The 24307-nt window shown below is 70.4% G+C and carries 24 protein-coding genes; 14 read left to right on the top strand and 10 right to left on the bottom strand.

Annotation, left to right across the window (positions count from 1 at the left end):
- Positions 1-16 precede the first annotated feature (16 nt).
- Positions 17-511 (top strand): VOC family protein, encoded by a 495-nt coding sequence (locus IE307_RS32475; RefSeq protein WP_191303220.1) that lies wholly within the window; start codon positions 17-19, stop codon positions 509-511.
- A 121-nt stretch (positions 512-632) separates the two neighbouring features.
- On the opposite strand, the gene IE307_RS32470 is transcribed toward IE307_RS32475, so the two are convergent.
- Complete coding sequence (locus IE307_RS32470; RefSeq protein ID WP_191303219.1) at positions 633-2285, bottom strand: DUF885 domain-containing protein; 1653 nt, start codon at positions 2283-2285, stop codon at positions 633-635.
- 108 nt (positions 2286-2393) lie between these two features.
- Between IE307_RS32470 and IE307_RS32465 the strand changes: the two genes are divergently transcribed.
- Positions 2394-3047 carry a DUF3153 domain-containing protein gene (locus tag IE307_RS32465; protein WP_191303218.1) on the top strand — a complete coding sequence of 218 codons (654 nt, stop codon included), beginning with the start codon at positions 2394-2396 and terminating at the stop codon, positions 3045-3047.
- Here IE307_RS32465 and metF read toward each other — a convergent pair.
- Positions 3044-3925: a methylenetetrahydrofolate reductase [NAD(P)H] gene (gene metF / locus IE307_RS32460; protein ID WP_191303217.1), complete on the bottom strand. Its 882-nt coding sequence runs from the start codon at positions 3923-3925 to the stop codon at positions 3044-3046. The two genes, IE307_RS32465 and metF, sit on opposite strands and share 4 nt — an antisense overlap.
- A 67-nt stretch (positions 3926-3992) precedes the next feature.
- Between metF and IE307_RS32455 the strand changes: the two genes are divergently transcribed.
- From IE307_RS32455 to IE307_RS32445, 3 genes are all read left to right on the top strand, one after another.
- Positions 3993-5096 (top strand): polyprenyl synthetase family protein, encoded by a 1104-nt coding sequence (locus IE307_RS32455; RefSeq protein WP_191303216.1) that lies wholly within the window; start codon positions 3993-3995, stop codon positions 5094-5096.
- Between the two features lie 193 nt (positions 5097-5289).
- Positions 5290-6738 carry a polyprenol phosphomannose-dependent alpha 1,6 mannosyltransferase MptB gene (mptB, locus tag IE307_RS32450; protein WP_229905280.1) on the top strand — a complete coding sequence of 483 codons (1449 nt, stop codon included), beginning with the start codon at positions 5290-5292 and terminating at the stop codon, positions 6736-6738.
- On the top strand, positions 6735-7226 hold the full coding sequence (locus IE307_RS32445) for a squalene/phytoene synthase family protein (protein ID WP_191303214.1): 492 nt from the start codon (positions 6735-6737) through the stop codon (positions 7224-7226). The genes mptB and IE307_RS32445 overlap by 4 nt, the downstream gene beginning before the upstream one ends.
- A 77-nt stretch (positions 7227-7303) precedes the next feature.
- Here the strand turns inward: IE307_RS32445 and IE307_RS32440 are convergent, their stop codons facing one another.
- Positions 7304-7669, bottom strand: a complete 366-nt coding sequence (locus IE307_RS32440) for an Rv2175c family DNA-binding protein (protein ID WP_229905306.1) — start codon at positions 7667-7669, stop codon at positions 7304-7306.
- A 77-nt stretch (positions 7670-7746) separates the two neighbouring features.
- On the opposite strand from IE307_RS32440, the gene pknB reads away from it, so the two are divergent.
- Positions 7747-9780 carry a Stk1 family PASTA domain-containing Ser/Thr kinase gene (pknB, locus tag IE307_RS32435; protein WP_229905279.1) on the top strand — a complete coding sequence of 678 codons (2034 nt, stop codon included), beginning with the start codon at positions 7747-7749 and terminating at the stop codon, positions 9778-9780.
- Between the two features lie 61 nt (positions 9781-9841).
- Here the strand turns inward: pknB and IE307_RS32430 are convergent, their stop codons facing one another.
- Positions 9842-11230 carry a class II 3-deoxy-7-phosphoheptulonate synthase gene (locus IE307_RS32430; protein WP_191303212.1) on the bottom strand — a complete coding sequence of 463 codons (1389 nt, stop codon included), beginning with the start codon at positions 11228-11230 and terminating at the stop codon, positions 9842-9844.
- Between the two features lie 176 nt (positions 11231-11406).
- Between IE307_RS32430 and IE307_RS32425 the strand changes: the two genes are divergently transcribed.
- Positions 11407-12414, top strand: a complete 1008-nt coding sequence (locus IE307_RS32425) for a DUF2891 domain-containing protein (RefSeq protein WP_191303211.1) — start codon at positions 11407-11409, stop codon at positions 12412-12414.
- A gap of 205 nt (positions 12415-12619) precedes the next feature.
- Here IE307_RS32425 and IE307_RS32420 read toward each other — a convergent pair whose 3' ends face one another.
- Positions 12620-13384, bottom strand: coding sequence for an IclR family transcriptional regulator (locus IE307_RS32420; protein ID WP_191303210.1), 765 nt, complete (start codon positions 13382-13384; stop codon positions 12620-12622).
- Between the two features lie 80 nt (positions 13385-13464).
- Here IE307_RS32420 and IE307_RS32415 point away from each other — a divergent pair, with 80 nt between their 5' ends.
- From IE307_RS32415 to dmpG, 3 genes are read left to right on the top strand one after another with little or no spacing between them, the layout of a single operon-like run.
- A complete protein-coding gene (locus IE307_RS32415; protein WP_191303209.1) occupies positions 13465-14244 on the top strand; it encodes a 2-keto-4-pentenoate hydratase in 780 nt (259 codons plus the stop codon).
- A complete protein-coding gene (locus IE307_RS32410) occupies positions 14241-15158 on the top strand; it encodes an acetaldehyde dehydrogenase (acetylating) (RefSeq protein WP_191303208.1) in 918 nt (305 codons plus the stop codon). Before IE307_RS32415 ends, IE307_RS32410 begins: the two co-directional genes overlap by 4 nt.
- Positions 15155-16153, top strand: a complete 999-nt coding sequence (gene dmpG / locus IE307_RS32405) for a 4-hydroxy-2-oxovalerate aldolase (protein ID WP_229905278.1) — start codon at positions 15155-15157, stop codon at positions 16151-16153. The genes IE307_RS32410 and dmpG overlap by 4 nt, the downstream gene beginning before the upstream one ends.
- 3 nt (positions 16154-16156) lie before the next feature.
- Here the strand turns inward: dmpG and IE307_RS32400 are convergent, their stop codons facing one another.
- Genes IE307_RS32400 through IE307_RS32385 form a run of 4 tightly spaced genes read right to left on the bottom strand, consistent with a single transcriptional unit; the run spans position 16157 to position 19296 of the window.
- Positions 16157-17086 (bottom strand): DODA-type extradiol aromatic ring-opening family dioxygenase, encoded by a 930-nt coding sequence (locus IE307_RS32400; RefSeq protein WP_191303207.1) that lies wholly within the window; start codon positions 17084-17086, stop codon positions 16157-16159.
- Positions 17086-17970, bottom strand: coding sequence for an alpha/beta fold hydrolase (locus IE307_RS32395; protein WP_229905277.1), 885 nt, complete (start codon positions 17968-17970; stop codon positions 17086-17088). The genes IE307_RS32400 and IE307_RS32395 overlap by 1 nt, the downstream gene beginning before the upstream one ends.
- Positions 17967-18515 (bottom strand): cupin domain-containing protein, encoded by a 549-nt coding sequence (locus IE307_RS32390; protein WP_229905276.1) that lies wholly within the window; start codon positions 18513-18515, stop codon positions 17967-17969. The genes IE307_RS32395 and IE307_RS32390 overlap by 4 nt, the downstream gene beginning before the upstream one ends.
- 10 nt (positions 18516-18525) lie before the next feature.
- Positions 18526-19296, bottom strand: coding sequence for an SDR family oxidoreductase (locus tag IE307_RS32385; RefSeq protein WP_191303206.1), 771 nt, complete (start codon positions 19294-19296; stop codon positions 18526-18528).
- Between the two features lie 39 nt (positions 19297-19335).
- Here IE307_RS32385 and IE307_RS32380 point away from each other — a divergent pair, with 39 nt between their 5' ends.
- The 4 genes from IE307_RS32380 (at position 19336) to IE307_RS32365 (ending at position 22478) form a co-directional block, all read left to right on the top strand.
- Positions 19336-20118: an IclR family transcriptional regulator gene (locus IE307_RS32380; protein ID WP_191303205.1), complete on the top strand. Its 783-nt coding sequence runs from the start codon at positions 19336-19338 to the stop codon at positions 20116-20118.
- A 77-nt stretch (positions 20119-20195) separates the two neighbouring features.
- Positions 20196-21701: a flavin-containing monooxygenase gene (locus tag IE307_RS32375; RefSeq protein WP_191303204.1), complete on the top strand. Its 1506-nt coding sequence runs from the start codon at positions 20196-20198 to the stop codon at positions 21699-21701.
- Positions 21661-22119 carry a cupin domain-containing protein gene (locus IE307_RS32370; protein ID WP_191303203.1) on the top strand — a complete coding sequence of 153 codons (459 nt, stop codon included), beginning with the start codon at positions 21661-21663 and terminating at the stop codon, positions 22117-22119. Before IE307_RS32375 ends, IE307_RS32370 begins: the two co-directional genes overlap by 41 nt.
- Positions 22116-22478, top strand: a complete 363-nt coding sequence (locus IE307_RS32365) for a nuclear transport factor 2 family protein (protein ID WP_191303202.1) — start codon at positions 22116-22118, stop codon at positions 22476-22478. Before IE307_RS32370 ends, IE307_RS32365 begins: the two co-directional genes overlap by 4 nt.
- 32 nt (positions 22479-22510) lie before the next feature.
- On the opposite strand, the gene IE307_RS32360 is transcribed toward IE307_RS32365, so the two are convergent.
- Positions 22511-24307: an FAD-dependent monooxygenase gene (locus IE307_RS32360; RefSeq protein WP_191303201.1), complete on the bottom strand. Its 1797-nt coding sequence runs from the start codon at positions 24305-24307 to the stop codon at positions 22511-22513.

Below are 24307 nucleotides of genomic sequence, written 5' to 3'. Positions count from 1 at the left end.
CAGTACCCTCGCACGGGTGGAAATCACGTTCGAGTCCGCAGATCCCCCGGCCCTGGCCGCGTTCTGGTCCGAGTTCGCCGGTGACGAGATCGAGCTGACGTTCGTGTGGAGCGACGTTCCGAAGATCGAGAAGAACCGGATCCACATCGATCTCGCCTCGTCGTCGCCCGAACACCAGGCGGATGTCGTGGCGCGGGCGTTGAAGCTCGGCGCCGAACACGCCGACGTCGGTCAGGCCGACGTGCCGTGGGTGGTGTTGCGCGATCCGCAGGGCAACGAGTTCTGCGTCCTCGAACCCCGGCCCGAGTACCCCGGTGTGATCGCGGCCGTCGTCGTCGACTCGCGTGATCCGCTGGAGTCGGCGCGGGCGACCGGGCACCCGGTGGTGCGCAGCGGTGACGGGTTCGCCTCGGTCCGTCCCGAACCGGGGCCGTGGCTCGAGTTCGTGCGGACCGACGACGCGGAGCCGATCACCAACCGCGTGCGCGTCCGGTGGGCCGACCCGGTGTGATATCCGATATATCAGTCCGCCCGACACGCCGCTCATGCAAAAGACGTTTGCGGACGTCCGCGAACGTCTTTTGCATGAGGGTGGATAAGCGCTGGTCAGGCCATTGCGCGCGGGTGGTGCGTCAGAGGGCTGCCAACCGTTCACGAAGGGTGTCGAGGCCCATCGCGCCCATCTCCAGGGCCTCCTTGTGGAAGCGCTTGAGGTCGAAGTCGGCGCCCTTGCGGGCCCGTGCGTCCTCGCGGGCGGCGAGCCAGAGGCGCTCGCCGATCTTGTACGCGGGCGCCTGGCCCGGCCAGCCGAGGTAGCGGTCGATCTCGTCGTGGACGTGCGCGGGCTCGGAGAGCGTCCGGGTCAGCATGAACTCGAGGCCGAGCTCCGGGGTCCAGCGCTCGCCGGGGTGGAAGCCGGTGCCGGCCGGGATCTCGAGCTCGAGGTGCATGCCGATGTCGATGATGACGCGGGCCGCGCGGAACAGGTGCGCGTCGAGCATGCCGAGCAGGTCGCCGTCGTCGTCGAGGTAGCCGAGTTCGCGCATGAGGCGTTCCGCGTAGAGCGCCCAGCCCTCGCCGTGGCCCGACACCCAGCACATGAGGCTCTGGAAGTCGTTGAGCGTCCCGGACTGGTACACGGCCGTCGCGCACTGGAGGTGATGGCCCGGCACGCCCTCGTGGTAGACCGTCGAGGTCTCGCGCCACGTCGGGAACACCGACTTGCCCTCGGCGATCGACCACCACATGCGGCCGGGACGGGAGAAGTCCGCGGTCGGCTGCGTGTAGTAGGCGCCGACGGCACCGCCGGGCGGGGCGATCCTGCACTCGAGGTTCATGAGCGCGTCCGGCAGGTCGAAGTGCACGCCGCGCAGGTCGAGCAGGGCCTTGTCGGACAGCTCCTGCATCCACGCCTGCAGGCCGTCCTGGCCGTGGACCTGGTAGCGCGGGTGTTCGTCGAGGTAGGCCGCGGCCTCCGCCAGCGAGGCGCCCGGCTTGAGCCGGCCGGCGACCTCCTTCATCTCCGCCTCGATGCCGAGGAACTCCTCCCAGCCCCACGCGTAGGCCTCGGCGAGGTCGAGCTTCGAGCCGGTGAAGTAGCGCGAGCCGAGGCGGTAGCGCTCCTCGCCGACCGCGTCCTTCGTGGGCGCCTGGGGAGCCAGGGTCGTGCGCAGGAACGAGGCGAAGTCCGCGTAGGCGGCGGCCGCGGCGGTGGCGCCGGCGTCGAGGGAGGAACGCACGGAGCCGTCGACGTCGGCGGACGCGGCGAACGGGCCGAAGAAGGTCGTGGCGAAGGTGTCGCACTGCTTGGCGACCTGGGTGACCTGGCGCAGCGCGGAGACCTGGCCGCGGGAGGCGGCGCGTGAGAGAGAGGCGCGCAGGCCGTCCAGTGCGGCGGGCACGGCGGAGAGGCGGCGGCCGATCGTGGCCCACTGCTCCGGGGTGTCGGTCGGCATCTGGTCGAAGATGTCGCGCACGGACTGGATCGGGCTCGCGATGACGTTCAGCGAGGACTCGGTCTCCCCTGCCTCGTACAGCTCGTGTTCGAGGCCCGTCCGCTCCAGGAAGACCGCGCGTGCCGCCTCCTCCGAGGCGTTCGCGGGCTGCGTGGCGGTGATGTCGGCGAGAGCGCGGACGGCGAGTTCGTCACGTGCCGCGTGCCCTTCCGGGGAGAGGTCCGTCAGCTGGTCGTCGGATCCCGCGAAGCCGAGACTGGTGGCCGTGATGGGGTCCAGAGCCGCGTAGTCGCGGACGAACTTGTTGCTGATGTCGTGCACCGATGCCATGTTTCGAGACGCTACCTCGCGCCTCTCGACGCCAAAAGGTAGTTAGTCAAGCTCACGACCTTCGGAGGGGACCTGCGTCGTTCGGGCCGTCCTGGCAGGATGTCGGCCGTGCGTCGTTCCCGGGCACTTCTGCTGCCGGTCTTCTTGCTGCTCACCCTGTTTTCGCTGAGTGGTTGCGTTCGCGTGTACGCCGCCATGGCCGTGTCGGAGGACGACCGCATCTCCGGTGAGATCGTCGCGGCCACACCGCCGACGCAGGACAACGACCCCGGTCCGCAGCTCAAGGTGCCGCCGGAGCTCGAGAGCCGCGTCACCACCAAGGCTTACCGGGTGGAGTCGTACGCGGGCACTCAGCTGTTCTTCAACGGCCTGACGTTCGACGAGATGCGGACGCTCTCGACGGCCACCAGCTCGTCGAACAGCCGCTACAGCCTCAACTTCCGCCGGTCGGGTGATCTTGTCACGCTGTCGGGGTCCGTCGACCTGACCCAGGTGCCCGTGGAACGCGCGGACATCCAGGTCAAGGTCAGCTTCCCCGGCAAGATCGTGAACACCAACGGCCGCGAGGAGGAGAACAACACGATCGCGTGGTCTCCGAAACCCGGTCAGGCCTCGATGCTGCAGGCCACCGTGCAGTACGCGGGCGAGAACTCGCAGTCGTTCTTCGGCTGGGCGCTGCTGGTCGCCGGGCTCACCGGTGGCGCCGCGCTGATCGTCGTCGTGCTCGCGCTCATCGCCCACAAGCGCAACGTCACGATCTAGGCGCGCGTCACCAAGCCCAGGCGCCCCAGCACTTCCCGCGTCGCCTTAGCCCTGTTCATCGTGTAGAAGTGCAGCGCGGGAACGCCTTCGTCGAGCAGCCGCTGGCACATCTCGGTCGCGATGTCGATGCCGGTCGCCCGGAACCCCGCGACGTCGTCCGCGTACGGCTCCAGCCTGCGCGAGACGTCGAGCGGCAGGTCTGCGCCGGACAGCTCCACGATCTTGGACAGGCCGCGCGGCGACAGCATCGGCATGATCCCGGGCAGGATCGCCGCGGTGCAGCCGGCCTCGGCGACCCGGTCGCGCATCCGCAGGAACGGCTCCGGCGCGTGGAACAGCTGGGCCACCGCGTAGTCGGCGCCCGCGTTGAGCTTGCGCAGCAGGTACTTCAGGTCGGTGTCGAGGTCGGCCGAGCGCGGGTGCCCGTACGGGAACGCCGCCACGCCCACGCAGAAGTCGCCGAGCTCTCGGACCAGGGTGACCAGCTCGTCGGCGTAGCTCAGGCCCTCGGGGTGCGCGACCCACTCGCCCATCGGGTCGCCCGGAGGGTCGCCGCGCAGCGCGAGGACGTTGCGCACGCCGATCGCCGCGTACCAGCCGATGACGTTGCGCAGCTCGGCCACGGAGTGCTCGACGGCGGTGAGGTGCGCGACGGGGAGCAGCGTCGTCTCCTGCGCGATGCGGCCGGTGGCGCGGATCGTGCGATCGCGGCGAGACCCGCCGGCACCGTAGGTGATCGACACGAACGCCGGGTCGAGGCCCTCCAGCTCGCGGACGGCCTTCCAGAGGACCTTCTCGTCCTCCGCGTCCCTGGGTGGCAGGAACTCCACCGAGAACTTGGGTGACTCCCCCTGGAGCCGCTCCACCACCGACGTCATGGGACCAACCCTAGTGGTACTTCCGCCAGGTGAGACGACAGCTCACGATGTGGTACCCGGCCCCGACATGCGCGTGGCCCCGGACACAGCGGACCATGGACGGGTGTCCCACCACCCACTCGACGCTGCCCTGCCCCAGCACGTCGACGAAGCGCTGACCGCTTATCTGGCCTCCCGGCGCGCGTCCGGCGAGGCGATGGACCCGAGTTTCGCGAGCGCGGTCGACGCGCTCTCCGACTTCACGCTGGGTGGTGGCAAGCGCATCCGCCCGACCTACGCGTGGTGGGGCTGGCGCGCGGCCGGCGGTGATCCCGACGGCGAACTCGCGAGCGAGGTGCTCACGGCGGTCAGCTCGCTGGAGCTGATCCAGGCGTGCGCGCTGATCCACGACGACCTGATGGACGCCTCGTCGGTGCGCCGGGGCAAGCCGACCGTGCACATCGCGTTCGGCGCTCGGCACCGCGAGCAGGGCTGGCTGGGCTCGTCGGAGCGGTTCGGCATGTCGGCGGCCGTGCTGATCGGCGACGTCGCGCTGGCCTGGGCCGACGACATGCTCTTCGCCGCCGGGCTGCCGCCGGAGGTGCTGCGGCGGATGAGCGAGCCGTGGCGGGACATGCGCACCGAGATGCTCGCGGGCCAGTACCTCGACGTCCTGACGCAGGCGCGGGGCGACTCCTCCGCGGACGCCGCGTTGCGCATCGACCGCCTCAAGACGGCCGCGTACACCGTCGAACGGCCGCTGCACATGGGCGCGGCGATGGCCGGCGGCTCTGCGGAACTGATCAGCGGGCTGCGCGCGTTCGGCGCCGACATCGGCGTCGCGTTCCAGCTGCGCGACGACCTGCTCGGCGTGTTCGGCGACCCCGAGGTCACCGGCAAGCCCGCGGGCGACGACCTCGCCGAGGGCAAGCGCACGCTGCTCGTGGCGCTGGGCGTGCAGTTCGGGGCCGACATCCTCGACACCGCCCTGGGCAGGCCCGACCTCGACCTGGACACCGTCGAGGAGGTCCGGCGCGCGCTCGTGAAGGTCGGCGCCGTCGACGCCGTCGAGGAGCGCATCGAGGAGCTCACGAAGAGCGCCCTGGCCGCCCTCGACGCCGCTCCCGTGGCCGAACCGGCCGCGACGAAGCTCGCCGACCTCGCCATCAGCTCGACGAAGCGGACCTTCTGAAGTCGATCATTCTTCTCGGCATCCTTCTCGGCATCCTGTCCGGTTCCTGAGAGTTGGTTAACTCCTCGTCACCGTGTGGGCCGTTGCTTGCTGACGCTTCCGCGCCTTGTGCAACGATGTTCGGGCGATGGCAGCAACTCCGTCCCCACCCCGCACGAGCTCCGAGGCGTCGATACAGGAGCTTCAACCAGTCGTGCGCACGAACACCTACGCCATCCCCATCCGCACGACCATGCTCGGCCTGCTGGGCGTGACGCTGATCGCGCTCGGGGGAATGGGCGCCGGCGCGATCCTCGAGCGCGACCCGCTGCTCGGCGAGGTCGGTCTGAGCTGGCTGCGCTACGGCCACGGCCGCGACCTCGCGAGCATGGTCCTGTACCTGGGGCTCGGCCTCGTCATCTGGGCGTGGATCCGGCTCGGCCGCCTCGTGCGGTGGGGCGAGATCGGCGACTTCGCGGTCCTGGTCGCGGTGACGGTCTGGACGTTGCCGCTGCTGTTCGCACCGCCGCTGTTCAGCAAGGACATCTACAGCTACCTGGCCCAGGGCCAGCTCGCGCTGAGCGGCTACGACCCGTACACGGTCGGGCCCGCCGTCCTGCAGAGCACGCTGTCCGAGAACGTCAGCTGGGTGTGGCAGCACACGCCGGCACCGTACGGGCCGTTGTTCATCCTGATCGCCAAGGCGATCGTGTGGATCACGGACGCGAGCGTCATCCTCGGCGTCGTCGCCATGCGCTTCTCGCTCGCGGGCGGGCTGGTGCTGCTGTGCTGGGCGCTGCCGGGCCTGAGCAGGCACCTGGGCGGCCGCTCGGCCATCGCGCTGTGGCTCGTCGCGGCGAACCCGCTGGTGCTGATCCACCTCATCGGCGGCGCGCACAACGACCTGCTGATGATCGGGCTGATGGCGGCCGGTGTGCTGCTGGTGCTCGACCGCAGGCACGTGCTCGGCTTCGTGCTGCTCGCCCTCGCGTTCTCGGTGAAGGCCACGGCCGTCGTGGTCGTGCCGTTCCTCGTCTGGATCTGGGCCGCGCGCCTGGACGGCGACAAGCGCGCCCAGTTCCGCAAAGCGCTGCTGCCGGGCCTCGCCGCGTTCCTCGGGACGTTCGCCGTGTGCACGGTCGTCGCCGGGGTGAACCTCGGCTGGATCCCGGCGCTGCGCAGCTCGTCGATGATCATCAACTGGCTGTCGGTGCCGAGCGCGGTCGGCGACTTCGTGCGCATGGTCGTGAACTGGTTCGTCTACGTCGACGGCGGCATCTTCATCGGCGTCGCGCGGGCCCTGGGCTCCGTGGTGCTGATCTGGATCGCGTACACGCAGTGGTGGGCGTCGCGTGACGGCGAGGTGCGCGACTCGATCCGGCGTGCCGCGCTGACGATGCTGGCCGTGGCGCTGCTGTCCCCCGCGACGCTGCCCTGGTACTTCACCTGGCCGCTGGCGCTGGCCGCCGGGTTCGCGTGGAGCACGGCCGGCCTGGTCACGATGACGGTCGCGTCGCTGTTCCTGCTGCTGGTGACGTTCCCGAACGGCGACACGGCGCTGTACTCGTGGGGCTACCTGTTCTTCGCGCTGCTGGTGTCGGGACTCGCGGCGCGGTCACTGGTCAAGCCGGACCCGTTCGGCCTGTCCTCCCGCTACGAATGAGCCCCGGCACAGCGGACCTCGCCGGCGCGGCAGGAGCCGCACCGCACGCCGCACGGCTCGGGGTGGCGTTCCGGCTCACGGACTTCCTGCGCGGCGTCGGCGAGGACCCCGACCGCGGCCGGGTCCACCAGCCGCAGGACGTGCCGGCCGCGCACGGCGTCGACCACGACCTAGTGCAATGGCGTCGTTTGCGGCGGAGCGCAAACGAGCGGGTGCAAAGGGTTTTCAACGGCCTCGTCGCACACTCATATGCGATATATCGGTCCGCGAAGCCGGGTATCGACATGCTGGACGCGGCGTCCAGGCTTTGTGTGCGGGCTGTATACACGCTGTATCGCGACAGCCTCGGGCTCGTCGGCTGCGAGGTGCTGTGGCGGCGTGTGGCCGTGTCGAACGCACGGCGGATGGCCGTCGCCGTGCGTGGCGCCGGTCTGGCCTTGGTCACGCGGATGACGAACCGGGCGATGGCCCCGGTGATGTCGGGGTGAGCCCCGCTTTACGGACGCAGAGCGATCCCGGACGCCTCCGACCTGCGGAGACGCCCGGAACCGCTGGTGTCGGCGTCTTAGAAGCCCATGGCCTGTGCGCGGCGCTTTACCTCGCGCCCACGGTCTCCGCGCAATGCTTCGATCGGAGTGCCGGGGAGGCTGTCGTCCTCCGTGAAGAGCCAGCGCAGAATCTCCTCCGTGGAGAAGTTCTGATCGCGCAGCACCGTGATGGTGCCGGGCAGACCCTTCACCACCGTTCCGGCGGCGAGGAAGGCCTCGGGAACGACGAGAACGCCGTTCCGCCGCTCGGCGAGCAGTTGCCCGTCGCGCAGCATTTGGTGGACCCGGGTGACCGGAAGTCCCATTCGGTCGGCCACCTCGGGGAGAGGAAGAACCTCCAGGTCGGCAGCCAGTACATCCGCAGCGGCAGGAATCGCACTCACAGGGGTCACGATGCCATAACCGAACTGGGAACGCCCTTCCGCCAACCGGGTCATGCTGAGCTTTACCATCTCGCACTGTGGAGAGGTCGGTTTCGAACGTGATGGGTGGACTGCTGGAGCAGCGCTACCGGGTGGACTCCGTGCTCGCGCGCGGCGGCATGTCCACCGTCTATCGAGGTCGTGACACCCGCCTCGATCGCGATGTCGCCATCAAGGTGATGGATCCTCACCTGACCGCCGACCCCGCTTTCGTGGCGCGCTTCGAGCGCGAGGCGCGTGCGGCGGCGCAGCTGCATCACCCGGCCGTGGTGTCCGTGCACGACCAGGGCGTCGACGGTGACCAGGTGTACCTGGTGATGGAGCTGATCGACGGCGGCAACCTCCGTGACCTGCTCAACCAGCGCGGCAAGCTCGCTCCCGCCGTCGCGTTGAGCATCCTCGGCCCGGTGCTGTCGGCGTTGGGCGCAGCTCACCGCGCGGGGCTCGTGCACCGGGACGTGAAGCCGGAGAACGTGCTGATCGGACCGGGTGGCCAGGTCAAGGTGGCGGACTTCGGGCTGGCCAGGGCGATCGGCGAGAACGGCGTCACGAGCGACAGCGAGATCCTGGGCACCGTCGCCTACCTGTCACCCGAACAGGTGGAAACGGGCTCGGCGAACGCGCGCAGTGACGTCTACTCGGCCGGGATCGTGCTCTACGAGATGCTGGCGGGTCAGGCGCCCTATCGCGGCGAGACGGCCATCTCGGTGGCCTACCAGCACGTGAACTCGGACGTCCCGTCCGTTCCGGAGATCCCGCTGGCGCTCGACACGCTGGTGCGCAAGGCGACCAGGCGCGACCCGGTGCTGCGGCCCGCGAACGCCGACATGTTCCTGGCCGAGCTGGAGCGCGTGGGCACGGAGCTGGGCCTCACGCCGCAGCCGGTGCCCGTTCCCGGCTCGGCGCCCGAGAACGACAGGACGGTCATCATGCGGCCGGTTCCCGTCGCGGTGGGCGCCACTCCCCCGTCCGCGGCCGAGCTGACCAGGCCGGTCGTGCCGAAGCCGCCGCTGAACTCCGCGGCGATGACGACGGTCAACACCGGCCCGCCGACGCCGCCTCCGGGCTTCCCCCACAACGCTTCGGCGACGCGCACGATGCAGCGGCCGGAACCGCCGCGCCGTCGTCCCCCGCAGAAGAAGAAGCCGAAGGTCGACCCGGTCGAGGAAGAGCGCAAGCGCCGCAAGAAGCTCTTCACCATCTGGGGTTCCGTCGGGGCCGTGGTCCTGGTCGCCGTCGGCCTGTTCGCCTGGTACGTCGGCGCCAACCGGTACACGGAGATGCCTTCGGTGGCGGGCCAGTCCGAGCAGAACGCACAGCTGCTGCTCTCGAACGCGGACCTCGCCGGCCTGGTCGAGAAGGTGCCGTCCAACGACGTCCCCAACGGCACGGTCATCAGCTCCGACCCCGGTCCCGGCACGGAGCTGCTCAAGAACAAGCAGGTGAAGCTCGTCGTGTCGCGGGGCAAGCCCGTGGTGCCGTTCATCACCGCCGGTGCCGAGGTCGACGCCGCGACCAAGGAGATCGAGGCCGCCGGCCTGAAGACGGCCAAGGACCCGTCGAAGGACGCGTTCCACGACACCGTGCCGATCGGCAAGGTCGTGGGTCTCGACCCGCGTCCGGGCACGGCGCTCAACCTCGACGCACCGGTCGTCCTCATCCTGAGCAAGGGACCGCCGCCGCGCCTGCCGGTGCCGAACGTGGCCGGCAAGACGAAGAACGAGGCGGACGCCGAGCTGCGGCGCGCCGGTCTGGAGCCGACCGACGCCGGTGGCGACGACGCCCCGGAGAACGGCGAGTCGCGCGTGGTGCGGACGGACCCGCCGGCGGGCACGGTGCTGGACCCGACGCAGAACAAGCGCGTCACGGTCTTCTACCAGAACAACCGCGAGGTCGAGGTGCCCGACGTCTCCCGGCAGAAGGTGCGCGACGCGAAGGAAGCCCTCGAACGGGCCGGCCTGAAGGTGAAGGTCGAGTTCAACAAGAGCGGCAACGCCACCGTCGTCAACCAGTCGATCCCGCCGCGCACGCGGGTGCAACGAGGAACCGAGATCACCATCGTCGGCCTCTGACCTAGGCAAGGAGAAGGGCCCCGCGTTCTCGACGCGGGGCCCTTCGGTCTTCAGGAACCCGTTACGACCGGAGCATCTCGGCGACGAGGAACGCGAGCTCGAGCGACTGCTGCGTGTTCAGGCGCGGGTCGCACGCCGTCTCGTAGCGGCCGGCGAGGTCGGCGTCGGAGATCTCCTGGGCACCGCCGAGGCACTCGGTGACGTCCTCACCCGTGAGCTCGATGTGGATGCCGCCGGGGTGCGTGCCGAGGCGGCGGTGCACCTCGAAGAAGCCCTGGACCTCGTCGACGATGCGGTCGAAGTGCCGGGTCTTGTAGCCGGTCGACGACTCGTGCGTGTTGCCGTGCATCGGGTCGCACTGCCAGATGACCTTGTGGCCGCTGGCCTCGACCTTCTCGATGATGGCGGGCAGCACGTCGCGCACCTTCTGGTTGCCCATGCGCGAGATGAGCGTCAGGCGGCCCGGCCTGTTGTGCGGGTCGAGGCGCTCGACGTACTCGACGGCCATCTCCGGCGTCGTCGTCGGGCCGATCTTGAGACCGATCGGGTTCGCCAGCATCTCGGCGAACGCGATGTGCGCGCCGTCGAGCTGACGGGTGCGCTCACCGATCCACACGAAGTGCGACGACAGGTCGTAGAGCTTGGGCTCGTCGCCCGTCGTGTCGAGGCGAAGCAGCGCGCGCTCGTAGTCGAGGAGCAGCGCCTCGTGCGACGCGAAGATCTCCGTGCCGTGCAGCGACTGGTCGGTCACGCCGCACGCCGACATGAACTTCAGGCCGCGGTCGATCTCGCCGGCCAGGGCCTCGTAGCGCTCACCGGCGGGCGAGGTGCGCACGAAGTCGCGGTTCCAGTCGTGCACGCGGTGCAGGTCGGCGAGACCGGCGCCGGTGAGGGCCCGCAGCAGGTTCATGGCCGCGCCGGCGTTGGCGTAGGCGCGGATCATGCGACCGGGGTCGGCGACACGGGCTTCGGGGGTCGCGACCAGGGAGTTGATGATGTCGCCGCGGTAGGACGGCAGGCCGAGGGCGTCGATGCCCGACGAACGCGGCTTGGCGTACTGGCCGGCGATGCGGCCGACCTTCACCACGGGAAGGCTCGCGCCGTAGGTCAGCACGACGGCCATCTGCAGCAGGGTCCGGATGTTCGCGCGGATGTGCGGCTCGGTGTTGTCAGCGAACGTCTCCGCGCAGTCACCGCCCTGCAGGAGAAACGCCTCACCGTTCGCGACCTGCGCCAGTTGCGTGTGCAGCCGGTCGATCTCGGCGGGCACGGTGATCGGCGGCACGCTCTCGAGCACGGTCCGCACGCGACGCACCTGTTCGGCGTCGGGCCATTCGGGCTGCTGGGCAGCCGGGCGCGACAGGGCGTCGTCCAGGCGCTTGCGCATCTCGGGAGGCAGCGGCGGAAGCTCGGGAAGCGTGTCGATGGGCACGTCCACGGTCCAGTTCACGCTGCTCATCCTAGTTGTCCCACACTGAGAGACCGGGCCGGGCCTGTCAGCGGTTCCAGGCCTGTGCGCAGGGCGTCATCCGGCGTAGCGGACGTTACCCCTGGGCGAGTGAAGTCTGTTACTTGTCAACTATCGCCCTCTGCCCTGTCGAGACGCCGCACTGCATGATGTGGGCCATGGACGCCACCCGATTGGATGACGGCACCGCGACCCGGCTGCTGGGCATCGCGATCGACAACATCCAGCGCGACCACCCGGTGCACTGGACGCACGTGATCGACGGAGATCACCGGCTCGTGCCGCAACGGGTGCTGCACCCGGTGTTCGCCGGGTCGTTCGACTGGCACTCGTGCGTGCACCAGACGTGGCTCGCCGTGCGCCTGCTGCGGCTGCGCCCCTCTCTCACGGGAGCGGACACGGCCCGCGACGCCCTGGACAAGCTGATCACGCCCGACAACTGCGCCGTCGAGGCGTCATTCTTCGCCTCCCCCGCCGGCCGGTACTGGGAACGGCCGTACGGCTGGGCGTGGCTGCTGCTGCTCGACGCCGAACTGCGCTCCTCGGACCTGCCGTGGTCGGTGGCGCCGATCGCGGACGTGCTGCGCGACCGGTGGCTCGAGTGGATCTCGGTCGCGCGCCTGCCGGTCCGCACCGGCACGCACGGCAACACCGCGTTCGCCACCGGCCTCGTGTTCGACGCGGCCCAGGCCAACGGCGACTCCGAACTGGCCTCCGCGTGCGCGCAGGCGGCACTGCGGTGGCACCGGGACGAGGCCGGCTACGGCGGGTTCGAGCCGGACGCCGCCGACTTCCTGTCGCCCGCGCTGACGACGGCCGACCTGATGCGTCGCGCCCTGAGCCCCGTGGAGTTCGCGGAGTGGTTCGACGCCTACCTGCCGGACCTCGAGTCCGAACGGTGGCGAGTGCTGCGCGAGCCCTTCCCGGTCGACGACCCCAGCGACCCCTACGGCTCGCACCTGGCCGGGCTCGCGTTGTCGCGCGCCTGGAACTGGGAGGCGATCGCGGAGGCGCTGCCGGACGGGCACCGGTACGCGTCGCTGGCGCGGACGGCCTCGGCCGTGCACCGCGAGGCCGGGTGGACGTACGTGTTCGGCGGGCACGGGTACATGGCCGACCACTGGCTCGGGACGTTCGGCGCATACCTCGACGTGAAGGCCTTCTGAGCCGCGCCGCCGCCACTCACCGGATGCAAAAAACGTTTGCGGACGAAGTCAAAAGACTCATTGCAATGGTATCCGGGCAGGTAGGCGGCGGTTTGAGGGTGAGTGCTCCAAGAGGTCGCTGAGGTGGCGGGCAGGCTCGCTGGCGGCTTGTCAGGCTGTGGCGGTCAGGTCGAAACGGACCGCCGCACAGCTGATATATCGGATATCAGGTGCCCGACGACAGCGTCGCGCGCCGGATCAGGGTGAGTGCGATCCCCGTCGCCGCCGCGTGCACCGAGGCCGCGTGCGTGCGGGGATCGAACCGGGTGGTCGGACCGGCGACGCTGACCGCCGCGACCACGGTCCCGTCGTGGCCGAGCACCGGCGACGCCACGCAAGCGAGGCCGACCCGGGACTCCTCGAACTCGTAGGCGACGCCCGTCTGCCGGATCGTGGCGAGCTGGCGGCGGAGCATGCCGGGGGTGACGACGGTGCGAGGGGTGAGGCGAGCCAGGGCCGCGCTCAGGAGCTCGGTGCGCAGGGACGGCGAGGAGTGCGCGAGCAGGGCCTTGCCGATCGCGGTGGCATGCAGGGGCATGCGGCCGCCGAGGCGGGACGGCGACGAGGCCTGGCGGTGGCCGCCGATCTTGGCGGCGTAAACGACCTCGTGGCCTTCGAGGAGTCCGAGGTGGACGGTCTCGTGGGTGCGTTCGTAGAGGTCTTCCAAGTACGGGGTCGACACCTCGACCAGGCGGCGTTCCACCGACGCGCGGATGCCCAGCTGGAACAGGTGACCGCCCAGGCGGTAGCCGCGCGTGCCCCGGTCCAGGAGGCGGACCTCGGTCAGGTCGCCGAGCAGGCGGTGCAGCGTGGCCTTGGACAGGCCGGTGCGCCGGCCCAGTTCGGCGAAGCCGAGTTCGTCGTCGTCGGCGCCGAAGGCGTTCAGCACCGTCATCACCTTGCCCAGCAGGGTGTTCGGCACCTCGGTCATCGCCTGATCGTGCCACCGAGTTCCGGTCAGCGGAACGGATGGGTCCCCGCAGGGCGGGTGACACCGCCACGATGTGCGGTATGAGCGAAGTCCGAACTGCAGCGGAGCGCCTGGCCACGGCGGCGCGGGAGAAGGTCGCGTGCGCGCCTGTGCGGGACGTCATCGGTGAGGCCGAGGCCTATGCGGTCCAGCAGCACAACATCGCCGCACGTGTCGCCGAGGGCGCTGTCGTCGTCGGCCGGAAGATCGGTCTCACCTCGCCCGCGGTGCGCAGGCAGCTCGGGGTGGACCAGCCGGACTTCGGGGTGCTGCTCGACGACATGGCGTTCAAGGACGGCGACGTGCTGCCGGCCGGGCGCCTGCTGCAGCCGAAGGTCGAGGCCGAGGTGGCGTTCGTGCTGAAGGCGGACCTGGACGAGGGCCCATTCGACGAGCGGAAGGTCGCGGCGGCGGTCGCGTACGCCCAGGCGGCGCTCGAGGTCGTGGACAGCCGCGTGGAGGGCTGGGACATCACCTTCGCCGACACGGTGGCGGACAACGCCTCGTCGGGGCTCTACGTGCTCGGCACCGAGCAGAAGGAGCTGTCGGAGGTCACGCCGCGCGAGGTGTCCGGGGTGCTGTCGGTCAACGGCGAGGAGCGCTCGACCGGCACCGGCGCCGACTGCATGGGCGACCCGCTGACCGCCCTCGCCTGGCTCGCCGAGACCGCCGCGCGGCTCGGGGACCCGCTCAGGGCGGGTGACGTCGTCCTGAGCGGCGCGCTCGGCCCCATGGTGGCGGTGCGGGCGGGCGACGAAGTCGAGGCGACCATCACCGGCCTCGGCACGGTGCGGGCCACGTTCAGCGGGGAGGCGTCGTGAAGGTCGCGGTCATCGGGTCGGGCAACATCGGCACCGACCTCGTCATCAAGGTCCTCAAGCGGTCCAGCGCGCTGGAGGTGGTGGCGCTGGTCGGCATCGACCCCGCGTCGGACGGTCTCGCGAAGGCCCGCGGGCTCGGCGTCGCGACCACGGCGGACGGCATCCAGGGCCTCGTCGGCCTGCCCGGGTTCGACGAGATCGAGATCGTCTTCGACGCTACGTCGGCGGGCGCCCACGCGAAGCACGCGGAGATCCTCGCGGCGCACGGCAAGAAGGTCATCGACCTCACCCCGGCGGCGATCGGGCCGATGGTGGTGCCGACGGTGAACCTGGACGAGCACCTCGACGCCCCGAACGTCAACATGGTCACCTGCGGTGGTCAGGCCACGATCCCGATCGTCGCCGCGATCAACGCGATCACGCCCGTGCCGTACGCGGAGATCGTCGCCTCGATCTCGTCGCGCAGCGCGGGTCCCGGCACCAGGGCCAACATCGACGAGTTCACCGAGACGACCGCGCAGGCCATCGAGGACGTCGGTGGCGCCAAGCGGGGCAAGGCCGTCATCGTGCTCAACCCCGCCGACCCGCCGATCACCATGCGCGACACGGTCCTCGCGCTCGTGAACGCACCGGATCCCTCGACACAGCAACGGATCCGCCAGTCCGTCGAGGACATGGTCGGCCAGGTCGCCGCCTACGTCCCCGGTTACCGGCTCAAGCAGGACGTGCAGATCGATCCCGTCGACCAGCCGGGCACGCTCACCGAGGAACCGGTGACGCACCAGGTCACCGTGCTGCTGGAGGTCGAGGGTGCCGCCGACTACCTGCCCGCCTACGCGGGCAACCTGGACATCATGACCAGCGCGGCCGTCCGAGTCGCCGAGACCATGGCGAAAGCGGCGGTGCGCGCGTGAAGATCTACCTCCAGGACGTGACGCTCAGGGACGGCATGCACGCCCTGCGGCACCGCATCGATCCCAAGAAGGTCGCCGAGATCGCCAAAGCGCTGGACCTGGCCGGGGTCGACGCCGTCGAGGTGTCGCACGGCGACGGGCTCAGCGGCGGCTCGCTCGTCTACGGTCCCGGCAGCCACACCGACTGGGAGTGGATCGAGGCCGCCGCCGGAGCGTTGACCGAGGCCAAGCTCACGACGCTGCTGCTGCCGGGCATCGGCACGCTCCACGACCTCAAGCGCGCCCACGGCCTCGGCGTGCGGTCGGTCCGCATCGCCACGCACTGCACCGAGGCCGACATCTCCGCCCAGCACATCGCCGGCGCGCGCGACCTCGGCATGGACGTGTCCGGGTTCCTGATGATGAGCCACCTCGCCGAACCGCAGGAGCTCGCACGCCAGGCCAAGCTGATGGAGTCCTACGGCGCGAACTGCGTCTACGTGACGGATTCCGGCGGCCGTCTGCTCCCCCACGACGTCCGCGACCGCATCCGCGCCTACAAGGACGTTCTCGACGAGCGAACCGAAATAGGCATTCACGCTCATGAGAACCTCTCACTGGCCGTGGCGAACTCGATCACCGCCGTCGAGGAAGGCGCCACGCGAGTCGACGCCTCCCTGGCCGGACTCGGTGCCGGGGCGGGCAACTGCCCGATCGAGCCGTTCGTCGCCGTCGCGAACCTCCAGGGGTGGCGGCACGGCGCCGACCTGTTCGCGCTCCAGGACGCCGCCGACGACCTCGTCCGGCCGATCATGGACCGCCCGGTCCGCGTCGACCGCGAAAGCCTCACGCTGGGCTACGCGGGCGTCTACGGCTCGTTCCTGCGCCACGCCGACACGGCCGCGCAACGCACGGGCGCCGACGTCCGCACGCTCCTGCTGGAGGCGGGACGCCGGCGCCTGGTCGGTGGTCAGGAGGACATGCTCACCGACATCGCCCTGGATCTCACCCGGTAGCCCTTACACAGGAAAGGTGGTTCCGATGCCCATGCCCGTGATCCACTCGGGCACGGGCTCGTAACTCGTCCACGCCAGCGGGAGCCCCACGGCGACCTGCCCGATGAGCCAGCAGCGGATCTCGTGCCCGCCGCTGCCGGCGTGGTCCTCCAGCGCCTCGTGCCCGAGGGAGGCGATCTCACCGGCCGACCCCGCCGACAGCCGGTCGAGGAACCACTCGTCCCACACCGCGTTCACGCGCGCTTCCGGGTTGCCGCCCATCGCGCGCACCCGCGGCTCCCGCGCCGCGGCGAACTCCTTCGCGTAGGCCCGTCCCCGGATCAACGACTCGCGCCGCTCCCCCACCACGGACGGATCGCGCGGGTCGTTGGACGGCAACCAGTGCGACAGCCCGCCGGACGCGACCACCAGCACCCGTCCGGGGAACGCCGAGGACCGCAACGCGGCCCCCAGGGCACGTCCCAGCTCCACACAACGGTCCAGCGACGGCAACGGCGGCGCGGCGGTGTTGACCACCAGCGGCACCAACGGGAGCGTCGTGCCGCCGGTGATCATCTCGTAGCTCTGCACGATGCCGTGGTCGACGGTCAGCGAGTACGACAGCGACACGTCGAACCCCGCGCCGGCCAGCCCGCTGTGCGCCGACCAGGCCAGGGTCCGCTCGACCGGCAACGGGCCCGAGCTGCTGCCGAAGTCGCCGAACCCCACCGCCTCCTCGACGCCGAGCACGAACGGCGGCATCACGTCGTAGAAGTTGGCGTGGAAGTGGTCGGGCCCGATGACCACGACGGCGTCCGGGGCCAGCTCGTCCACGGCCTTCCGCACGCGGTCCGCGTCGCGCAGGAACACCGAGCCCGGCCCGGCACCGTCCGGCGGCAGCAGGGTCGCGAACGGGCTGTGCGACATCCCGGCGAATCCGATGATCTCGGCCATCAGGACGGGTCCTTTCCGTGCAGCAACCAGGTGCGGTGCGTGTCGAGGAACTCGGAGACCTTCTCCCACTGCGGCCAGTGGCCGGCGTCGTCGATGACGTGCAGCCGCGCGTCCGGCAGCCACTCCAGCAGCATGTCGGCCTCGTCCAGCCCGCCCGTCGGGTCGTGACTGGTCCACAGCAGCAACGTCGGCGCCGCGACCTTCCCCACCCACGCCGGGTCCCATGCGAAGTCCTTGCGCACCAGGGGGTCCTGCAGCACCAGCGTGTTGGTGATCGCCTGGACGAACCCCGGCCGCGAGTACACCTGACGGCGCAGGTTCACCAGCTCGTCGGTGACCATCTCCTTGTGGTGGAACAGGAACTCCACCCGCCGCCGCACGGTCTCCTCGCTCGGGTCGAGCACCGCGGCCATCGTGCTGTCCCGCATGCGTTGCATGACCTCGGGCTTGTTCGCGATGTTGCCGGGCGTGTTCAGCACGAGCCGGTCGACGCGCGAGGGGAAGTGCGCGGCGACCCACGCGACGACCCAGCCGCCCAACGACTCACCGGACAGGTGCGCGCGATCGACGCCCAGCGCGTCCAGCAGTCCCACGAGGTGCTCGGACAGCACGTCGGTCGTGTACGGCAGGTCTGGCAGGTCCGACCAGCCGTGGCCGATCATGTCGTAGGCGGTGACGTGGAAGTCCTCCGCCAGACCCGCGATGTCGCGGGCGTAGGCCTCCAGGTGGCCGCCGGTGCCGTGCAGCAGCACGAGTTCCGGGCCGGATCCCGCCTGCAGGACCCTGGTCCGCACGGTGTGGCCGCGCACCGGGACGTCGACGTGCCGCACGGCGTGGTCCACATGCGACAGTTCGCCCCAGATGCTGACGTGTTCGGGAATCACTTGTCCTCCCCAGAAGGTGTGTCGAAGCGGGCGCGGGCCTCGTCGAAGGTCGCGAGGCCGGCGCTCTGCCTGCGGGCGAGCCCGAAGAGGGCCAGCAGCCGGGAGTTCTCGATGGTGAGGAACTCGACGGGGTGCTCGGTGGAGTCGTTGTAGTGGCGGTGCCAGGTCCAGGGCGGCGTGTAGACGAACGAGCCGGTGGTCCACGACACCGTCTCGTACTTCTCCACCTCCGCGTCCTGGATCTCGCTGTGCCCGTCGCCGGAGATCACGAAGTGCACGGTCTCGTGGTAGTGCCGCTGCATGTCCGAGCTCTCGCCAGGCGGAATGACCTGCCGGAACAGCTCGAACGTCGACGTCGGCAGCTTTCCGGCGATCCGCAACGTGGTCGGGTTCGGCACCGCGCCCGGCGGGATCGTCTCCAGCTCGTCGTCGTGCACGACCAGCGGACGCCCGCCGTCCGGCCGCACGGCGTGCGTGAGCGCCCCGAGGAAGTCGGTCATGGCGAAGTCGGGTCCTGAGGTGGCCAACGCGATCGTCCCTTTCACCCAAGCGATTTCAAGCGGAGAACTCGGTGCGGCCGCCGTCGACGGTCAGCACGGTGCCGTTGACGTACGAAGCCTGCGGTGAAGCCAGAAAAGCCACTGCGGCGGCGATCTCGGCGGGATCCGCCGCGCGCAGGGCCGGGATGTCGGCCATGTCCTGTGCGGCGGCGGTCTCGAAGTCCACGCCCGCGGCCTCCGCCCTGCGCGCCAGCACCTCCCGACGGCGGGGGGTCAGCGTGGCTCCCGGAGCAACGCAGTTGACCGTGACGCCGTTCGCCGCGAACTGCCGCGAGGTGAGCTTCATCGCCGACGTCACGGCCGCGCGCAGCACCGTGGACGACGCCAGACCGGGCTGCGGCTGCCGCACCGCGGTCGACGTGATCGCCACGGCCCGCCCGAACCCGCGCGCCGCCATCGGCGGCAACGCCTCCCGCAGCAACGCGAGCGGTCCGAGCAGCAGCAGGTCGAGGTCGCGGTGCCACTGGGCGTCCGAGACCTCGAGGATCCCGCCCGGCGACGGCCCGCCCGCGTTCACGACCAGCACGTCGAGGGACCCGCACCGGTCGACGACCTCGTCCACGACCGCGGCGGCCTCCCCCGGATCGGCGAGGTCGCAGACCACGTGGTCCGCGCCCAGCTTCACGGCCGTCTCCTTCAACGTGGATTCGGTGCGTCCGGCCAGCACGACGCGGTGCCCGCTCTCGACGAGCGCGGCGGCCGTCGCCGCCCCGATCCCTCCGGCGCCGCCCCCGACGAGCGCGACCCGCGTGGTGTTTGCGTCCATGAGCTCCTACAGTCGCCGTGTGCGAATGGTCGACCAAGGATGAGTCCCAGTCACCGGGACTCGCAGCCGGGCGAGCCGAGCGGTTCACTCGAACGCGCGGCGGCGATCCTCGACGCCTTCGACGTCGCGCACCGCGAACTGGGCCTCGCCGAACTGGTGCGCAGGTCCGGGCTTCCGCGTTCGACGGTGCACCGCACGGCGGCGCGGATGATCGAGCTGGGCTGGCTCGACAAGCCGCACGACCGCTACCGGATCAGCACCGGCCTGTTCAAGCTCTCCAGCCTGGTGCCCGTGCGGCACGAGCTGCGCGAGGCCGTGCTGCCGTTCCTGCAGGACCTCTACGCCGCCGCCCGCGTCACGGTCCAGCTCGGCGTGCTCGACGGCACCCGCGTGCTGGTCGTCGAGAAGATCGCCGGGCACCGGCCGATGCCCATGCTCGACCAGGTCGGCGGCACCATCCCGGCCCACTGCTCCGGTCTCGGCCGGGCGATGCTCGCGTTCTCCGCCGCGTCCACTCTGGACGCGGTCATCGCCGCCGGGCTGGAACGCCGCACCCCCCGCACCATCACGAGCCCGACGGCGTTGCGCCGCGAGCTCGCCGCCATCCCGGACCAGGGCTGGGCCTACGACCGGGAGGAGGGCAACGTCGGCATCAGCTGCATCGCCGCTCCGATCTTCGCGGCCGGTGGCGAGGTCGCCGCGGCGCTGTCGGTGACCGGCCCGAGCGCGGTGGTGCGCCCGGAGCGGATCGGCCCGGCGGTGCGGATGGCCGCCTCGGCGGCGACCCGCGCCTACTCGACGCGGCGCTGGGAGTCCCACTAGCCGGGACTCCCGGTTGGTCTCGAACGAGCGAGCGCTCCACAGTGTGGTCCGTCACATCCTCACCGAGGAGGCCCAGGATGCGTGTCGCGATCATCGGCGCCGGAGTAGCCGGCCTCACCACCGCGAAGGTGTTGTTGCAGGCAGGGCACGAGGTCGAGGTGTTCGACCGGACGCCGGACGTCGGCGGCGTGTGGAGCCGCACGAGGCGCTATCCGGGCCTCACCACGCAGAGCCCGAAGGCCCAGTACTCGTTCTCGGACTTCCCGATGCCGAAGGACCTGCCGGAGTGGCCGACCGGCGAGCAGGTGCAGGCGTACCTGCAGGCCTACGCGTGGCACTTCGGAGTCGACGCGTGCCTGCGCCTGGAGACGACGGTGACGTCCGTCGTGCCCGCCGGCGACGCGTGGGAGCTGACCACGCACACCGGCACGACCTACCGCTACGACCGCGTGGTCGTGGCCAACGGCGTGTTCTGCGAACCCGCTGTGCCGGACTTCCCCGGCCGTGACGAGTTCGAGGCGGCCGGGGGACGGGTGCTCGCGGGCACCGAGTTCCTCGACGTCGAGGAGGCGCGGGACAAGCACGCGCTCGTCGTCGGGTACGGCAAGTCGGCGTGCGACGTGACGGTGCCGATCAGCGGTGTCGCCGCCAGCACCGACATCATCGCGCGGCAGCTGCTGTGGAAGGTGCCGCGCAAGATCGCCGGCACCGTGAACTTCAAGATGCTGCTGCTCACGCGCATGGGCGAGGCGCTGTTCCGCTACCGGTTCCTGCGCGGGTTCGAGAAGTTCCTGCACGGCCCCGCGAACGGGATGCGGCGCTCGATGCTCAACTCGCTCGGCTCGGTGTCGGTCCGGCAGTTCGGGCTCGCGAAGCACGACCTGGTGCCGTCCGGGCAGATGGAGGACATCGTCAAGGGCGCCATCGGCCTGGCCACCGAGGGGTTCTTCGAGGGCGTCGAGTCCGGTGAGATCCGGGTGCACCGCGACAGGACCATCGCGCGGCTCAAGTCCGGCGGCGCCGTCCTCTCGGACGGTTCGGTGTTGCCCGCCGACCTGATCGTGTGCGCCACCGGGTTCACCCAGGGCGTGCCGTTCCTGCCGGACGCCGTGCAGGAACGGGTGTTCGACGAGCGCGGGAACTTCGCGCTGTACCGGCAGATCCAGCCCATCGGCGTGCCGGGCCTGTACTTCAACGGCTACAACTCGTCGTTCTTCAGCCCGCTCAACGCGGAGATGGCGGCGCTGTGGATCGCGGCCGACCTCGCGGGAACGCTCTCGCTGCCCGACGCCGAGACCCGCCGGGCGGACGTGACCGCGCAGCTCGCGTTCATGGACGAGGCGACGAACACGCACCACTGCCGCGGCACGAAGATCATCCCGTTCTCGCTGAAGAACGCCGACGAGGTGCTCTCGGACCTCGGCCTGCAGATCAGCAAGCTCACGCGCGCGTCGCACTGGCTCAACCCGGTCGCGCCATCGGCGTACCGCGAGGTCACGCCCCGGTTGCTCGCCCGGCTCAGTCGAAATGAGGTTGGAGACCATGGAAACCCCCGTGAAGCACCACGTCTACCGCAGCGGTGAGGGCACGAACGTCGGCGCGATCGGCCTGGGCATCTACACGCGGCTGACCGGCGCGGACACCAAGGGCGCCTACTCGCTGTTCGAGTACGTCGTGCCGCCGAACCTCGGCGGGCCGCCCACGCACATCCACTCCCGCGAGGACGAGCTGTTCACGTGCGTGCAGGGACGCGTCGTCGTCGAACTGGACGGCGAGGAACACGTGCTGGAGCCGGGGGATTCGCTGCTGATGCCGCGCGGGGTGCCGCACATGTTCCACAACCCGTTCGACGAGGAGACGCGCGTGGTCGCGGTCGTGTCGCCGCCCGGGCTGGAGAACTACTACCAGGCGCTGTCCGAACTACCACCGGGACCGCGGGACATGAAGCTGGTCGCGGAGATCATGGTGCAGCACGGCCTTTCGCTGCAGAAGAAGCCATGAGCACGCGCGCCGACATGGTGCGGCAGATGTGCGCCGCTGTGGACTCCGGTGACGCGGAGGCGTTCGGCGCCTGGTTCGCCGAGGACGCCACCTACACGTTCGGCAACAACGAGCCGCTGATCGGTCGTGCCGCCGTGGTGGCGGCGACGGCCGGTGCGGCGGGAGCGTTGCCGTGGGTGCGGCACGTGGTCGACCAGGTCGCGGAGGTCGGCGACCAGCTGTTCTGCCGGTTCACCATCGAGACCGAGGCACCGGACGGGAAGCCGCTCGCCCTGCCGTGCGTGACGGTGATCTGGCTGTCCGGCAACGAGATCGTCGACTACCGCGTGCACATGGACATATCTCCGGCTTTGGCGTGAGAAGAAGGGCCCGGTTCGCCGGGCCCTTCTCGTCATGCGGCTCGGGCCTGCTGCGCGGCAGGGCGGCGCATCGTCCCCAGGAACCGTTGGCACGCCTCGAAGTCGAGCTCGTCGCAGCGCCACGCGACGTGTCCGTCGGGACGGATCACGTACAGGGCCTGCGAATCCGGTTCGGTGAGGCCGTAGTGCTCGAACACCTGCGCCGAGTCGGCCCGGTGCACGCGGGCGTCCGGCCTGGCCTCGACACGGGCGACCAGATGGCTCACCACGCCGAGTTCGGCCAGAGCAGCCGTGTGCGAGGTGATCTCGTCCGCCGTGAGGTGCTTGCGGGACAACGCGACCACGTGCAGCCGGTAGCCCTGCAGGAGGTCGAACACCTGCTCGCGGTCGTTGATCCGCGCGTCGGGGACGCGCTGGCCGGCGAGCGGGCCTCGGAGCGAGTGGAGCAGTTCGTTGACGTTGATCTCGCTGGGCCGGTAGCCGAGGCTGATCTGCGAGAGCCGGTGGAACGACTTGCGGTGCGGGATCGGCGCCGCCGACATCCGCCCGAGCAGGAACGGTCCCGCGGTGTCGCGCAGCCACGCCCGCCAGCCGCGTAGGCCCGCCGCGACCCGGTAGAGGCGGTCGGTGAACTTCAGCAGCCTCACGCCCGCGGGGTGCCGTTCGGCGGAGTAGGTGCCGAGCAGGTCCACGTCCTCGTTGACGGCCGTCGCGAGCTTCCAGGCGAGGTTGGCGGCGTCGTGCAGGCCGGTGTTCATGCCCTGCCCGCCCGCCGGGGAGTGGATGTGGGCGGCGTCGCCGACGAGGAACCCCCTGCCGCGCCGGTAGTCGTCGACGCCGCGCAGGTGGACCTGGTAGCGGCTGGTCCAGGTCGGGGCGCTGAGGGTGACGTCCAGGTTCATCGCCCTGCGCAGCTCGTCCTGCAGGACCTGGAGGTCGAACTCGGCCTTCGGGTCGCCGAAGTCGGTGACCATCACGCGGGACGTCTCGGCGCCCTTGAGGGGCAGGAAGAGGCCGATGCGGGCGCGGTTCATGAACACCCGGAAGTGCGCGTGGTCGAGCGGCCACTCGACCTTGCAGTCGGCGAGGAGGTAGCGCTGGCCGTACTTGTCGCCGTCGAAGGAGAGCCCGAGCTGCTGCCGCACGGTGCTGTGCGCGCCGTCCGCCCCCACGACGTACTGGGCGGTGACGGTGCGCTCCCCGACCAGCGCGGTGACGGCGTCCTCGGTCTGGTGGAGCTGGGTGAGCCGCGTGCCGCGCCGGACCGTGACGCCGTGCCGGGCGAGGTCCTTGAGCAGCACCTCCTCCACCTCGGACTGCGGCGCCATCAGGATGAACTGGTACGGCGTCGTCGCCGCCTTCGCGCGGTCGAAGTCGAGGCCGCCGACGTGCCTGCCGCGGATGTGGAAGCGGATGCCGGTGGTGACGACCCCGCGTCCGAGCAACTCGTCGGCGAGTCCGATGCTCCGGAACAGCTCGATCGTGCGGGCCTGGACGGCGAACGCCCTCGACTCGGTGGCGGGCCCCGCGTTCGCGTCGACCACGCACACCTTGACGCCCTGGCGGACCAGCAGCGCCGCCGTCATCAGGCCGCTCGGGCCGGCGCCGACGACGAGGACGTCGCAGTCGTAGCGGGCCAGCCGCGGGCCGGTGGTCTTCGGTGGCGCGAGCGTCGGTTCCGGACGCGTTCGCGACTTGCCGACGCCTGCCAGGAAACCGCCGCCGGGACGGGCGGTGACCTGCGGCAGCGGGTTGCCGGTGAGCCGGCCCCACATCCGGCGGGTGAGCAGGAACAGCAGCGTGACGATCGCGAAGATCAGCAGGCCCAC

Source organism: Lentzea cavernae, assembly GCF_014653695.1.
Taxonomy (GTDB): domain Bacteria; phylum Actinomycetota; class Actinomycetes; order Mycobacteriales; family Pseudonocardiaceae; genus Lentzea; species Lentzea cavernae.
Note: the sequence above shows the minus strand (reverse complement) of the source record. Positions and strands in the feature narration are given on the sequence as shown.